A 14,812-nucleotide genomic window follows, 5' to 3' on the forward strand; every position below is an offset into this window, starting at 1 on the left:
ATTAAACCGAGTACAGAGTCTATGAGTTTATTTAATTTAATTTATTATTGAATAAATTTTTAATTAAAGGGGACACGCCCCTTTAATTCTTACGGTTTTTTCAAAACAAATGATACCGAGATCGTTTTATTTGACTGATTCTCAATATATACCCTATGACCTCCCGATTTTCTAATTGTAAAAGTATGGTCTATCTTTCCCGTAGAAGATACAGCTCTTCTCACACCATCCGGTTCCATGAGCCCCACTCTGGTTAAACAATCACTCGGTTCAATACTTGCCATTACAAGTATTTCATCGCCTATACAAGGTGTAAATTCTATTGTTTTTTTCAACGTATTCACTGGAATTTCCCACGTATAACTGCTGGTTCCTCTGGTCACAATGAGTGGCATTTCAATTTCTGTAATCTTACTTTCCGTTCCGGCTGGAATGATTTCCTCAATCAATACCTCTGGTTCCTCTAATTCTTCCTCAATCACTACTTCTGTCTGCTCTTTGAGAAAATCATACCCCTGCAATACTCCGTCACTGGCAGCATAAGAAGTAACTGTAACTGTTCCTACAAAGAGAACCGATAATAAAAGTACCGTACTTTTTTTTAACTCTTTCATATACTGATATCCTTTCAACTTCAGCACCCTCCTTTTTACACTATTCATATTTTCAAATAACGCCGACATTGTCAGTCCCATCCTGTTCCTCTTTTCCTTCCCTGAAAAATTAGCGATGACCTTAAAGTATTGTTGATAAGAAAAAGGGGCGTTTTCTTTTTTGCACAAATCTCTGTCACAATAAATCTCATTCCACTCCAAAATATCGTTTGTAAGCAGATACACGATCGGATTAAACCAATGAATTCGTTTTAACCAGACAAGAAAATACAACCAGATCTGATCCCGGTGTTTGACATGCATTAATTCATGCCCGATTATAATCTCTGTATTTTTTGAAATATCTATGTTTTCAGGAAGAAGAATGACTGGTTTTCTTATTCCGCTGACCTGGGGTATCGTACAAATGATATTTTTATATATTTCTACTCTGCGTTTTATACCATATTGTTCCTGCAGCATATTTTTTACATCAACCAGTTCCTGTTCCGGCAGGATATTATGCTTTTTTATATACTTCAAATACTGTTTATTTTTGAAATGCCAGGTACACTGGCATAAAAAACCTAACAGCCAGATAAAAAACACTGTTTTTAACACTCTATATGTGAAGGGAGAAATCCCAAAAATATCATTCACGCCTCCCTGTCCATTATAAGATGCACATTTAAAGCGTAAAAAAACAATAGGTATCAACCAGAAGATTACAACTAACTTTGCCGAAAAGACCAGCCAGTTATATTTTTTATACCGTTCTAATAATAGCTCCAGTACCTTCCACAAGCCATAGGCGACACTTCCGGTTATGGAAGTCAGTAAGATGCAGAAGAACCATTCACTGCTGCTCAGACTCATCCAGAATTTCCTCTATCTCTCTTATCTCTTTATCCGTTAACTGCTCATTTTCACGCAAATTGGAAGCCAGACAGCGAAGCGACTTCTTCCCCCAAAAATCCGCCATATATCCCATAATTGATTCCAGATATGCTTCTTCACTGATTGCAGGTGTATAATCATACGCTCTTCCTGCCTGTTTCATATGAAGAAAGCCACGGCGCACTAAAGAACGAATATACGTCGATACCGTCTGATACTGCCACTTTTTGTTGTATACATCCTTTGTTTGTGCATAAATATCAGCCAGCTGCATAGGACGATCCGCATCCCAGATAATCTTCATGATTGTCAATTCCGTAATTGGTAACTCTTCAATTTTCATTGTTCTCTCCTCAAAACGCGTTTCAAGATTAAATTTAATTTTCAATTATATACTACCATATTATTCTCATTACAGCAAGTATTATATTGAATTTTCTCTATTTTTTTAGAAATTGTATATATTATTATATACCCACCAGAGTTCTTCAAGGGGCACCTGATCTCTTTTCCTCCGGTCTTATCCTCCGGCCTGAAAATCCTTTGCAGGAATCGGGTAAAATCGAAGACTTCCGGGAGAAAAGAGGGATGCTGCCCGGCAGATCACATAAATCTGCTTTTGCAGCATCCCTTCTATTTCCTATTCCTATACAATCCTGCCATTAAATCCTGGCAAATATCACATCTTCCGGCTCCGGCCGAAGAGGCGGGCAGGGAGACTGGGCCGGATAGCCCACATCCACATAAGTAACCAGATTGATGTGCTCCGGAATCTCAAATCTCTTGATCAGCCGCTCCCGCATCTTCTGGTTAAAGGTGAGCCATACGCCGCCGAGGCCGTAGGCATGGGCTGCCAGGACAATATTCTGTCCTGCAGCGCCGCAGTCCAGCAGCTGGTTGTACTCCGGCATCAAAGGATTGGCCCGGTAATTTCTTGTGTCCTGCAGAAGAACAATGTGAACCGGTCCGCCGGGAATATCGCTTCCGCGGAACAGACCCGGCTCTGATTCCTCCCGTACCACCAGGTAACGGATGGACTGAAGATTGCAGGCGTGAGCCGCCCAGAGTCCGGCACGAAGAAGCTTGTCGATCAATTCATCCGGGATTCTCTTCGAGGTGTCCCAGTGGCGGACAGAACGGCGCTCGTAAAGAGTCCGCTCAAAAACTTCCGCTTCCTCCGGAGTAAGCCACTTGGGCTCATAGGAGGAAAGATCCGGAACCTCCCCGGCAATGAGCTGTCTGGCAAACTCCAGAAGCTTCTGTACATAACGATATTCGTGGCAGTCGTGGGACAATCCCCTCTTGTCCCATACGCTCAGATACTTTTCGGCAGTGGCAACCTGTTTTTCAGAAAGGGGCTTCCCTCTGAATGCATTTTCATATACCTGGATTTCCATCGTATGATGGCAGCGCTCCCGAAATCTTGCTCTGAATTCTACCTCATCCATAGCCTCCAGCTCTTCTTCGCTCCAATCAAACAGGCGCTTAATCTCCTCCGGCGACATTTCCTTCGGCATCATTTTTCCGATATCCATTTTCCTTCTCCTTTATGCAGACTGCCCGCCGCAAAAAAGCGACGGGCAGTTATGATTCCTTTATACGTGTTTCCTTATTTTATTTTGCAGCAGGGATCTCTGTAACTGCATGGAATACGCCGTCTGCTACATCATACTTGCTCCAGATGGTAGGACGATCTGCATCGCCGTCGATGAACTCCAGAGTACCAAGCTCGGTTTCCTGAGTTCCGTTTCTGAGAGCATCGCGAACCTCGGTCATATCATCAAGACCGTACTCTTCGATGGTAGCCAGGAGACGCTTAGCTGCACAGTAACCGAAGTAACCATGAACGATGGGCTTCTCTCCGTAAAGATCTTCATACTTGGAAACGAACTTCTGGAACTCCTCATCGGGATAATCTGCAGCGTAGGAATCGCAGCAGTAGATCTCTTCCAGACCAGCGATCAGCTGATTGAACTCATCGTTCAGAGCCATGGAGTTAACCTGGATCAGGCAATCCAGATCCATATCTCTTGCCTGTGTACAGATCAGAGCGGAGTCAGCAGTTGCACCATACATGCAGATGAACTCAATGTTGTCGCTCTTATACTTGGTCATCAGTGGAGTGAAGTCCTTGGTGCCTGCTGCATAGCCTTCAACGATCACTTCGCCGCCGCCTGCAGTGAAACGCTCCTCAAATAATTCGGAACCCTTGGTAGCACCCTCGTTGGTGTTATCATACAGATATACGCCCTTCTTGTAGCCAGCCTCAAGCAGAGTATCAGCACAGCCGTAAGCCAGAGTAGCTGCCAGAGGAGTCTGACGGATGATCCACTCACTGGACTTGGTCAGGTCAGCATGGCTGGGAGAAGTTGCATACATAATGATGCCGGCCTCATCGATGATGGGGGACATAGCAAGACCTACAGTAGAGGACCAGGGTCCGATGGTTGCTGTAAGATCTTTATCAGTTGCCAGCTTCTGAGCGATCATGGTACCTTCGTTGGCGTCTGCCTTGGTATCATACTCATCATAGGTAACAGGTGTTCCGTTGTAGCCGCCTGCTGCGTTGTACTCATCAATGACCATCTTTGCGCCGTTGAACATTGCTTCGCCAGCGTAGGCATTGTTGCCGGTCAGAGGGCCAACAAGTGCTAACTTGATCGCACCGGTGTCACCGGATGCTGCGGCCTGAGTACCGTCACTCTTTTCTGCTGCTTTTGTTGTTTCTGCTGCCTTTGTGTCATCCTTTGCTGTCTCCTTGCTGCTTCCGCATGCTGCCAGTGACATAACCATGGCTACTGCAAGGATGAGACTGAAAATCCTTTTTTTCATTGTTATCCTCCTTTTCTTATATCAATTGCTTACGCAATTTTATTACATCTCTTACGTTTTACAGACCGCCCAGGTAAGCTTCCCTTACCTTGTCGTTGTTTGCCAGTTCCTTTCCTGTACCGGAAATGTTGATCTTTCCGTTCTCCACCACGTATCCTCTGTCAGAGATATCCAGAGCCATACTTGCATTCTGCTCTACCAGAAGAATGGTGGTTCCTTCTTTATTGATCTTTGTGAAGCATTCAAAAAGCTCCTGCACAACAATGGGGGCAAGACCCAGAGAAGGCTCGTCCAGCATAAGAAGCTTCGGCTCCGACATCAGTGCTCTGCCCACAGCCAGCATCTGCTGCTCGCCTCCGGACAGGGTACCTGCCACCTGGTTAAAACGCTCCTTTAATCTGGGAAACAATTCTGCCGCTCTCTCGATTCCCCGGTTAATTGCCTCCGGAGAGCTTGTATAGCCACCCATCTTCAGGTTCTCATAAGTCGTGAACCTGGGGAAGATTTTTCTTCCCTCGGGGCAGAGGGCAAGGCCGCCCTTTACAATGGTATGCGCCTTATGACCTGTGATATCCTTTCCGTCAAAGCTGACCGTACCGCCGGCAGGCTTGATCAGACCGGAAATTGTGTTCATGATGGAAGTTTTTCCGGCGCCGTTGGCACCGATTAAGGTTACGATCTCGCCCTTCTCCACCTGGAAGGAAACTCCCTGTACTGCTTTGATCGCACCGTAATTTACCTGAAGGTTTTCAATCTGCAAATATGCCATATTACGCCTTCTTTCCCAGATATGCCTCTATTACCAGAGGATTCTGCTTGATTTCCTCCGGCTTTCCCGAAGCAATCAGCGTACCATGGTCGAGCACATATATTCTGTCACAAAGATTCATAACAAGTCTCATATCATGTTCGATCAGCAAAATGGTATAACCCAGTCCTCTGATCTCACGGATAAATTCTGTCAGATCTGCCGTTTCTCCTTCATTCATACCGGCTGCCGGCTCATCGAACATCAGCACCTCCGGATCGCTGGCGATGGCACGGGCGATCTCCAGTCTTCTCTGCTTTCCGTATGGAAGATCTGTTCCGTAATAATAGGGGTTATCGGACAAGCCGGTAAGCTCCAGAGCCTTTCTAGCTCTCTCTTCTGCCTGCTTTTCACCTTTTTTATAAGCCTTTGTATGGAAAATTACATCCCACAGATTTTCCTTGATCCGTGTATGAGCACCCACCATGGCGTTTTCCATGATCGTCATATGGGGAAACAGCTTAATATTCTGGAAGGTTCTGCACATTCCGAGCTCCGTGATCTGATACGGAGTCATGCCTGTGATATCCTTGTCATGGAAATAGATCTTTCCTTCTGTCGGCGTATACTGTCCGGTAATGCAGTTGAACAGGGTCGTCTTTCCGGCACCGTTGGGGCCGATCAGTCCAACGATCTCGCCCTGATCCACATGCATATCCACAGCATTTACAGCTACCAGACCGCCAAACCGCTGTGTAACCTTTTCTGTTCTTAATACAGGTGTACTCATGCCTTCACCTCGCCTTCTTTTTCCTTTCCTCTCTTGAAAAGCTCACGCTGCTTGATATGCTTGAGATTTACCTTTCCAAGAATTCCGGAAGGCTTGCACAGGATTACGACTACCAATAATGCTCCGTAAATAACCTGGCGCCATGCCATCAGGGGTCTGAGTACCTCGGGAAGAGCGATCAGCAGCACTGCGCCGATCACAGAACCTGTCAGGTTTCCGAGTCCTCCGATGATGATCATGGACAGGATCAGTGTTGACTGGTCAAAGGAAAAGCTTAAGGGGCTGATAAAGCTCATGTAATGTGCATAGAAGCCGCCTGCCATGCCTGCCAGAGCTGCCGAAATAACAAATGCCATGATCTTATATCTGGAATCCTTGATTCCCATGGCCTGTGCTGCGATGTAATCATCTCGGACTGCGGTAATGCCTCTGCCCAGTCTGGAATCCATCAGTCTGGTGATCAGAATATAAGTCAGGATGCAAAGCACCAGCACCAGGAAATAGATCTTCATCGGTGTGTTAAATACGTATCCGAAAATCTCCGGCTTGGGAATACCGGTGATACCGGTTGCGCCGCCGGTAAGGCTCTTCCAGTTGGTTTCAATGGTTCTGATGATCTCACAGAATGCCAGTGTTACAATGGTCAGATAACGACCGGAAAGTCTCAGGGTCGGAAGGCCAAGAAGAACACCGAAGACCAGTGCAACCACACAGGAGGCGATCAGTGTGAGTATAAACGGCCAGCCAAGCTTTGTGGAAAGCAGTGCTGCTGTATATGCTCCGACGCCCCAGAATGCGGCATGTCCAAGGGAAGTAATTCCCATAAATCCGGATATCAGATTCAGGCTCATTGCCAGGATCGCATACACACCGCCCAGTGTAGCTACTGTAACGATATACTGATCGGTGATCAGAAACGGAAACGCTACCAGGATCACCAGAGTCACGATCGTAACGGTCCGACGATGGAGAGCCCATGCTGTAGTTATTTTATTAAACATTTCTGTGCCCTCCTTATACCTTTTTAATTTCTTTATGTCCGAACAGGCCGGAAGGTCTGAACAGAAGTACCAGAATCAATACGATGAAGGCGATGCAGTCCTTCCAGTCGGCACTGATGTAGCCGGCAACGAAAGCTTCCAGTACACCGATGATGATACCGCCCAGGGCTGCGCCCGGCAGGGAACCGATACCGCCAAGCAGCGCTGCTGCAAAGGTCTTCATGGAAACGCCGAGATACATGGTCGTATCAACGGAGCCGTAGTACATTGCTACCAGTATACCTGCGATTGCTGCACAGAGGATACCGGAAAAGAATGCAAACGTGATAACCAGCTCTGTATTGACACCCATCAGTTTTGCTGCGGAAACATCCTGTGCAATCGCTCTCATACCGGAACCGATCTTCGTCTTGTAGATGATGATCGACATCACGATGATCATGATGATGGCCGCGATGGCGATGATGACCTGATTCCATTTCATGATTACGCTGCCGATATAAAACTTTCCAAGGTTCATGGGATTCGGGAAGGGCTTTGTCTCACTTCCGTAAAGCACCATGATCAGGTTCAGGATGAACGTGGAAACTCCCAGTGTAGCCGTCATTACGGATTCGCCGGAAGATGTCTTTTTACGAATCGGCTCCAGTAAAAATTTGTTCATCGCGGCGCCGAATAAGCCTGTAACAATCAGGGATGCCAGAATCGCAACAGGATACGGCAGCGCCATAAACGAGTACATCGTAAGCACGAGATAACCCGCCAATACATAGAATGAACCATGGGCAAAATTTACCAGCTCCAGTACGCTGTAAACGATAGAAAATCCTACTGCTACGAGCGAGTATGTAGCGCCAATGGTTATTCCATTAAATAACTGTTGAAAAAACACCGTTACACTCCTCCTTGCTTTTTTTCGCCATATCTGCAGAAACTTGATCTGTCACAAAAAACTATTTAATATCGATTTCATAAATAATTTTCGTACATTCCCCCCTGCTTCTTTTGCTCAAATCCCTGGTTATTTGAAACATTTTTATGCAATAAGTGTATTAATTTCGATATTCAAATCTTTCTTTACACCATTCTGCACAGTTATGTCTCACTTATGCTACATATTATAATGATATCGTTTTCATAAGTCAATGGGGAATTTCAGATTTGAACACTCTGTATATTTTTTCCTTTTTCTTTTGTGCATGTTGCTGTAATTTTTTATGATTTGTATGGATTTTAAGTACTTTTTAGTCATCCGAACCCATCCAAAAAACCAATACAATCGTTCTCATAATTTTCTCATAAAAAAGAAAGGCCTCCATAAGCGGCACCTGCTGCCACTCATGGAGGCCTTTCCCCTTGCTCTTATATCACATTTTCGCTGTATTTTCCCGTCGACTGCCGGATAATCAGCTGCGGCTCCATTCGTATATTCTCCGGAACATACTGCTCCTTCAATTCAATTTCCTTTAACAGAATGTCAACCGACATGGTAGCCATCTGTTCCAAAGGCTGCCCGATCGTAGTAAGAGGCGGATAGATCATATCCGTAAGGACCATATTATCCATACCGATTACAGAAACATCCTCCGGAACACGGATTTTCCGCTGGTGAAGCTCCTTGATGATGCCAACGGCGACCAGATCATTATGTGCCCAGATTGCAGTCGGATAATCCTTCCTGTCCCGGCCATCCAAAAACTGCATCACTGCTCTCTGCCCGCTGACGACACCCGGAACCTGATAGTTTAATTCACAGGCACAGATATCCTGCTGGCTTATCACAATGTTATGCTTCGTCAGTCCATCCCGAAAACCATTGAGTCTTTCCCTCAGGTATTCCATATTGATAGGGCCTGCCGTACAGGCAATATGACGGTGGCCGAGCTTCACAAAATGCTCTGCCGCCATGATTCCGGCCTTATAATTATCAAGCTGAACCGTTCCCATCTGATCACTGGAAAAGCTCTGGCCATACAGAACCATGGGAACTCTTGTATATTCCTTCAAATTAGCAGAAGTATGCGGTTCATCATGTACCGGCTGGAGAATGATTCCATCAACATTACGCCTTTGAAAATCATCGATCAGCCATTTCTCACACTCAGGATCGTTCCTGTGAACCCCCAGGATCATGCTGTAACCTTTATCACTGGCCCTGGTCTCAACATACTGTGCAATCATAGAATAAGCCTGATGAACAAGCTCCGGTAAAATCAACCCGATCAGCTTACTGCTTTTTGCCCGCAGTCCATATGCAACCAGATTTGGTTTATAATTCAGCTTTTTTATAGCCGACTCAACATTTTTCTTCGTTTCTCCGTCTACCAGACTGCTTCCATTCAGAACCCTGGAAACAGTGGATATTGAGACACCGGCTAATTTTGCAACATCCTTTTGGGTAACCATCGTTTGGTTTTCTCCTGTTTTAATATTAACTTGCCTTCGATGTTCTGCAGAGTATTCTTATCTTTTAATTCCGCTGGTCGTTTCGCCACGGTCAGACACTGCCTGTGCAACATCAAATGCGATCTGTTCAATTTCCTTGCGGACAGAAGCATCCTTTTCGCCTCTGACCCATTTTCTCATCTGCTCTTCGAGATACTGATATCTGCCGTCCTGGATCGTAATCAGAGCCATCTCCAGGTAACCGCCGGGAGTCGCATGATTCTTCGTATTCTCTAAAAGAATTTCCTTGGGCTCCAGCTGTGCTTCCATATGGTAGGTTTCCATCGTACCGCAGATCAGCCTGTCTGCAGCCTTCTCCGGGATTCCGATCTTCTTGGAAAAACGGAATACGCCGTCGTACCAGGCATCCAGAGCCATCTCCATATATTCTCTCATATTCTCATCATCAATCCCGTCAAGACTGCAGGGAAGGACATCTACGCAGGGCTCATTGAAGCGTTTTCTGAGAAGTGCACGATATGCAGATGCGGACTGTGCCAGCGTAATCTCTTTTCCGTTTTCTTTTGCAACATCCTGAGCAATATAGTTCAGCTCAAACATAAGATGGCAGGCCACCTGCATAGCCAGGAAGGAGTTTGCTTTATCCCCATCAACCTCCACCACAGTCCCTGTAGGCTGTAAAAACTCTTCCGCTCTCTTTTTGTTCTCTGCAGGCCATTCCCTTCTGGGATCAAAGGAAATAAAGGACACACCGGCCTGAGAAAGATTATATCCGGCCACATAGCTTATCATATTTGGCAGAAGATTTGCCGCATTGACATCATCACCCAGCACATCGGTATAATAGCTTACCGGTGGATTGGGTGCAAAGGAATACAGATCCGGAAGAGCCTCTCCTTTTTCACGAAGCATCTGATAATAAGGAGCAAGCGTTCCCTCTGTCATATCACCGATCTGATTCGGCTTCACAGCAAGAATAATGAGACCGGGTTTCTTCTCCTCCAGGGTTTCCCTTACTTTTCCAACCTGAATGGGGAAATTGCACTGTGCCTGACGCTCCTTAAGGCCTCTCTCGCTTCCCTTAATTCCCACTAAGCGGCTGCTAATCTCATCACCTAAAAGCCTTTCATAACAAGGCATCACATAAGTGGCCAAAAATCCCATACCAATAATCACAACATTTTCTTTTTTCATATACTTCACCTTTCCTGGTCTGAAATACTGCGAACAGAATGACCATACGCATCATAAAATATCTTATTATTTTCTGTTCAGGGATTGTAGAGATCAGTTCAATATATGAAAGAAATGTACACAGAAAAAAACACACTTAAAAAAGCGCATTCTCATGTAATATAATTATTTATGAAATCGATATCAATAGTATAACGTATCATTAAAATTTTTTCAATAGCATTTTTCTAAAATTTTATTATAATTCTTTATGTCAAAATCAATATCGGTTTTTTTACAAATAAAAAGTGCCCAGAGCCGGAGTCGAACCAGCGACACGAGGATTTTCAGTCCTCTGCTCTACCAACTGAGCTATCTGGGCATGACACTTAATGTGTCGAGTTGCGGGGGTAGGATTTGAACCTACGACCTTCGGGTTATGAGCCCGACGAGCTTCCGAACTGCTCCACCCCGCGACGTTTTCTATATGAAATTTTCTGAGTGGGGGAAGGTGGATTCGAACCACCGAAAGCACTGCTAACAGATTTACAGTCTGCCCCCTTTGGCCACTCGGGAATTCCCCCATAAAGCCGATGATCGGACTCGAACCGATAACCTGCTGATTACAAATCAGCTGCTCTGCCAATTGAGCCACATCGGCGTATAAATACGCCAATTATCGAACTCTTCTTTACTGAAAATAAGAAGTGGGGCCTATAGGGCTCGAACCTATGACCCTCTGCTTGTAAGGCAGATGCTCTCCCAGCTGAGCTAAGACCCCATATAAAATTCTCAAAGCGACCCGGATGGGGTTCGAACCCACGACCTCCGCCGTGACAGGGCGGCGCTCTAACCAGCTGAGCCACCGGGCCTCATTTCACATACCTTCAAAACTACACATTGTCAACATCTTTTCCAAAACAAACCCTTGCCGCCTGGATAAGCCCTCGACCGATTAGTAACAGTCAGCTCCATACATTACTGTACTTCCACCTCTGTCCTATCTACCTCGTCGTCTTCAAGGGGTCTTACTAGCTTATGCTATGAGATATCTCATCTCGAGGGGGGCTTCACGCTTAGATGCCTTCAGCGTTTATCCCTTCCCGACTTGGCTACCCGGCCATGCGGTTGATCCGCAACCGGTACACCAGCGGTCAGTCCATCCCGGTCCTCTCGTACTAAGGACAGCTCCTCTCAGATATCTTACGCCCGCGCCGGATAGGGACCGAACTGTCTCACGACGTTCTGAACCCAGCTCGCGTACCGCTTTAATGGGCGAACAGCCCAACCCTTGGGACCTACTTCAGCCCCAGGATGCGATGAGCCGACATCGAGGTGCCAAACCACTCCGTCGATGTGAACTCTTGGGAGTGATAAGCCTGTTATCCCCAGGGTAGCTTTTATCCGTTGAGCGATGGCATTCCCACTTAATACCACCGGATCACTAAGCCCTACTTTCGTACCTGCTCCACCCGTCGGTGTCGCAGTCAAGCTCCCTTCTGCCTTTGCACTCTTCGGATGGTTTCCAACCATCCTGAGGGAACCTTTGGGCGCCTCCGATACCCTTTCGGAGGCGACCGCCCCAGTCAAACTCCCCACCTGGCATTGTCCCATCACCGGATCACGGTGACTGGTTAGAAACCCAATATCGCAAGGGTGGTATCCCAACAGCGGCTCTGCGGCAACTGGCGTCACCACTTCTCTGCCTCCCACCTATCCTGTACATGCAATACCGAATCCCAGTACCAAGCTGGAGTAAAGCTCCATGGGGTCTTTCCGTCCTGGCGCAGGTAACCAGCATCTTCACTGGTACTTCAATTTCACCGGGTGCATTGTTGAGACAGTGCCCAAATCATTACGCCTTTCGTGCGGGTCGGAACTTACCCGACAAGGAATTTCGCTACCTTAGGACCGTTATAGTTACGGCCGCCGTTTACTGGGGCTTAAGTTCAAAGCTTCGCTTGCGCTAACCTCTCCCCTTAACCTTCCAGCACCGGGCAGGCGTCAGCCCATATACCTCACCTTACGGTTTCGCATAGACCTGTGTTTTTGCTAAACAGTTGCTTGGGCCAATTCTCTGCGGCCTCTCTCGAGGCACCCCTTCTCCCGAAGTTACGGGGTCATTTTGCCGAGTTCCTTAACAATGCTTCTCCCGCCGGCCTTAGGATTCTCTCCTCATCCACCTGTGTCGGTTTACGGTACGGGTATGATATGCACGATAGCGGCTTTTCTTGACAGCTGGTACAGAAGCTTCCCTACTTATTTTCGGTCCGCATCACGGATTCAGATTGAGAAACGGATTTGCCTGCTTCTCTCCTACCCCGCTTGCACCGGTCTTCTCATTCCCGGCTCTTCCTTTCCTTCTGTGTCCCCACAGTTCTGACATACCATAGTACAGGAATTTCAACCTGTTGTCCATCGGCTACGCCTTTCAGCCTCGCCTTAGGCCCCGACTTACCCAGGGCAGATCAGCTTTACCCTGGAAACCTTAGATATTCGGCCTAGAGGATTCCCACCTCTATCTCGCTACTCATTCCGGCATTCTCTCTTCTTAAAAATCCACAGCTCCTTTCGGTACTGCTTCGTCTCTTTAAGAATGCTCCTCTACCACTCCCTAAAGAGTCCTCAGCTTCGGTGGTGTGTTTCAGCCCCGGACATTTTCGGCGCAGGGCCTCTCGACTAGTGAGCTATTACGCACTCTTTGAATGTATGGCTGCTTCTGAGCCAACATCCTAGTTGTCTTTGAAACCCCACATCCTTTTCCACTTAACACACACTTTGGGACCTTAGCCGGAGGTCTGGGCTCTTTCCCTTTTGACCACCCAACTTATCTCGTGCAGTCTGACTCCCGTGCATCATCTCTATGGCATTCGGAGTTTGATATCCTTTGGTAAGCTTTGACGCCCCCGCGGGAATTCAGTGCTCTACCTCCATGAGACTAACACGAGGCTAGCCCTAAAGCTATTTCGAGGAGAACCAGCTATCTCCGGGTTCGATTGGAATTTCTCCCCTATCCACACCTCATCCCCACCCTTTTCAACGGATGTGGGTTCGGTCCTCCACAGGATTTTACTCCCGCTTCAACCTGGACATGGATAGATCACCCGGTTTCGGGTCTGCCTGTGCTGACTTACGGCCCTGTTAAGACTTGGTTTCCCTTCGGCTCCGTTCCTTAAGAACTTAACCTCGCCAGCACCGGCAACTCGCCGGACCGTTCTACAAAAAGTACGCGGTTCCGCATATAAAGCGGTTCCACAGCTTGTAAACACAGGGTTTCAGGTTCTCTTTCACTCCCCTCCCGGGGTCCTTTTCACCTTTCCTTCACAGTACTATGCGCTATCGGTCACTAAGGAGTATTTAGCCTTGGGGGGTGGTCCCCCCGACTTCCCACAAGGTTCCACGTGTCTCGTGGTACTTTGGATCCTGCTCGCTCTTATCCGTTTTCGCTTACGGGGCTTTCACCCTCTATGGCTGGCTTTCCCAAAACCATTCTGCTAACCTTTAAGATACTAAATGCAGTCCATAACCCCCAGGTGCACGCACCCGGGTTTAGGCTCCTCCGGTTTCGCTCGCCGCTACTCCCGGAATCGAGTTTTCTTTCTTTTCCTCCGGCTACTTAGATGTTTCAGTTCACCGGGTTCCCTTCCATACGTTATGGATTGGCGTATGGATGACAGAGGTTTGCTCTGCCGGGTTTCCCCATTCAGATATCCATGGATCACGGGATATTTGCTCCTCCCCATGGCTTTTCGCAGCTTATCACGTCTTTCTTCGGCTCTTAGTGCCAAGGCATCCACCCTGCGCTCTTTTTAGCTTAACCAGGTTTACCACAGCAGGTAGCGTCCTGCTGCCCTGGCTCAGGTTTTTGCTTTGTTAATGAAATTGAATTGGTTTAAATTATTTCAATATCTGATGTCTTTTCCAATGTGTAGTTTTCAAGGTACGTGTGACTGAACTTTTATCAGTCATTAAAAACCAAAACCTGAATTTTGATTTTTAATCACTGGTAAAAACCAGTATATATATAAACAGCTTTCGCTGATTATTTCGATTTCTGGCATCCACCTGCTCTTCCATGCCGTCTCCAGCATAGTACCATCGGCCGCTTAGGTCTTAACCATCGTGTTCGGGATGGGAACGGGTGTGTCCCCTAAGCGCATCGACACCAGAAAATTTTCAGTTATCTTTCGCTCGTGCAAGACAGCGTCCTGCACTCGCTCCTTGATAGCCAAACAGTACATTCCAACCACCTTACTTCTTCTTCCTTAGAAAGGAGGTGATCCAGCCGCACCTTCCGATACGGCTACCTTGTTACGACTTCACCCCAGTTATCGGTCCCGCCTTCGGCAGCTCCCTCCTTGCGGTTGGGTCA

10 protein-coding genes, 6 tRNA genes and 3 rRNA genes are annotated in these 14,812 nt (G+C 46.9%); all 19 read right to left on the reverse strand.

The window, feature by feature from the left end:
* Positions 1-89: 89 nt before the first annotated feature.
* Positions 90-1,469 (reverse strand): M56 family metallopeptidase, encoded by a 1,380-nt coding sequence (locus QJ036_RS07050; RefSeq protein WP_283230690.1) that lies wholly within the window; start codon positions 1,467-1,469, stop codon positions 90-92.
* On the reverse strand, positions 1,450-1,833 hold the full coding sequence (locus QJ036_RS07055; protein WP_283230691.1) for a BlaI/MecI/CopY family transcriptional regulator: 384 nt from the start codon (positions 1,831-1,833) through the stop codon (positions 1,450-1,452). The genes QJ036_RS07050 and QJ036_RS07055 overlap by 20 nt, the downstream gene beginning before the upstream one ends.
* A gap of 319 nt (positions 1,834-2,152) precedes the next feature.
* On the reverse strand, positions 2,153-3,025 hold the full coding sequence (locus tag QJ036_RS07060) for a nitroreductase family protein (protein ID WP_283230692.1): 873 nt from the start codon (positions 3,023-3,025) through the stop codon (positions 2,153-2,155).
* A 79-nt stretch (positions 3,026-3,104) separates the two neighbouring features.
* Positions 3,105-4,322 carry an ABC transporter substrate-binding protein gene (locus tag QJ036_RS07065; protein WP_283230693.1) on the reverse strand — a complete coding sequence of 406 codons (1,218 nt, stop codon included), beginning with the start codon at positions 4,320-4,322 and terminating at the stop codon, positions 3,105-3,107.
* Between the two features lie 58 nt (positions 4,323-4,380).
* A complete protein-coding gene (locus QJ036_RS07070) occupies positions 4,381-5,091 on the reverse strand; it encodes an ABC transporter ATP-binding protein (RefSeq protein WP_283230694.1) in 711 nt (236 codons plus the stop codon).
* Position 5,092: 1 nt separating this feature from the next.
* Positions 5,093-5,860 carry an ABC transporter ATP-binding protein gene (locus tag QJ036_RS07075; RefSeq protein ID WP_283230695.1) on the reverse strand — a complete coding sequence of 256 codons (768 nt, stop codon included), beginning with the start codon at positions 5,858-5,860 and terminating at the stop codon, positions 5,093-5,095.
* Positions 5,857-6,861: a branched-chain amino acid ABC transporter permease gene (locus QJ036_RS07080; RefSeq protein WP_283230696.1), complete on the reverse strand. Its 1,005-nt coding sequence runs from the start codon at positions 6,859-6,861 to the stop codon at positions 5,857-5,859. Before QJ036_RS07080 ends, QJ036_RS07075 begins: the two co-directional genes overlap by 4 nt.
* Before the next feature lie 13 nt (positions 6,862-6,874).
* Complete coding sequence (locus tag QJ036_RS07085) at positions 6,875-7,753, reverse strand: branched-chain amino acid ABC transporter permease (protein WP_283230697.1); 879 nt, start codon at positions 7,751-7,753, stop codon at positions 6,875-6,877.
* Between the two features lie 470 nt (positions 7,754-8,223).
* The gene (locus tag QJ036_RS07090) at positions 8,224-9,267 is read right to left on the reverse strand and encodes a LacI family DNA-binding transcriptional regulator (protein ID WP_283230698.1); all 1,044 of its coding nucleotides are present in this window, start codon (positions 9,265-9,267) and stop codon (positions 8,224-8,226) included.
* 57 nt (positions 9,268-9,324) lie between these two features.
* Positions 9,325-10,461: a hypothetical protein gene (locus QJ036_RS07095; protein WP_283230699.1), complete on the reverse strand. Its 1,137-nt coding sequence runs from the start codon at positions 10,459-10,461 to the stop codon at positions 9,325-9,327.
* A gap of 288 nt (positions 10,462-10,749) precedes the next feature.
* Positions 10,750-10,822, reverse strand: a tRNA-Phe gene (locus QJ036_RS07100).
* 20 nt (positions 10,823-10,842) lie between these two features.
* Positions 10,843-10,916, reverse strand: a tRNA-Met gene (locus QJ036_RS07105).
* Positions 10,917-10,942: 26 nt separating this feature from the next.
* Positions 10,943-11,024: transfer RNA gene (locus QJ036_RS07110), tRNA-Tyr, on the reverse strand.
* Between the two features lie 4 nt (positions 11,025-11,028).
* Positions 11,029-11,101: transfer RNA gene (locus QJ036_RS07115), tRNA-Thr, on the reverse strand.
* Between the two features lie 47 nt (positions 11,102-11,148).
* A tRNA-Val gene (locus QJ036_RS07120) sits at positions 11,149-11,221 on the reverse strand.
* A gap of 17 nt (positions 11,222-11,238) precedes the next feature.
* Positions 11,239-11,312 (reverse strand) — tRNA-Asp (locus tag QJ036_RS07125).
* 63 nt (positions 11,313-11,375) lie between these two features.
* Positions 11,376-14,260 (reverse strand): 23S ribosomal RNA (locus tag QJ036_RS07130).
* Between the two features lie 232 nt (positions 14,261-14,492).
* Positions 14,493-14,610, reverse strand: a 5S ribosomal RNA gene (rrf, locus tag QJ036_RS07135).
* Between the two features lie 99 nt (positions 14,611-14,709).
* Positions 14,710-14,812: ribosomal RNA gene (locus QJ036_RS07140) — 16S ribosomal RNA — on the reverse strand; the annotation flags it as partial.

It is taken from the genome of Fusibacillus kribbianus (assembly GCF_030053595.1).
Lineage (GTDB): Bacteria > Bacillota > Clostridia > Lachnospirales > Lachnospiraceae > Lientehia > Lientehia kribbiana.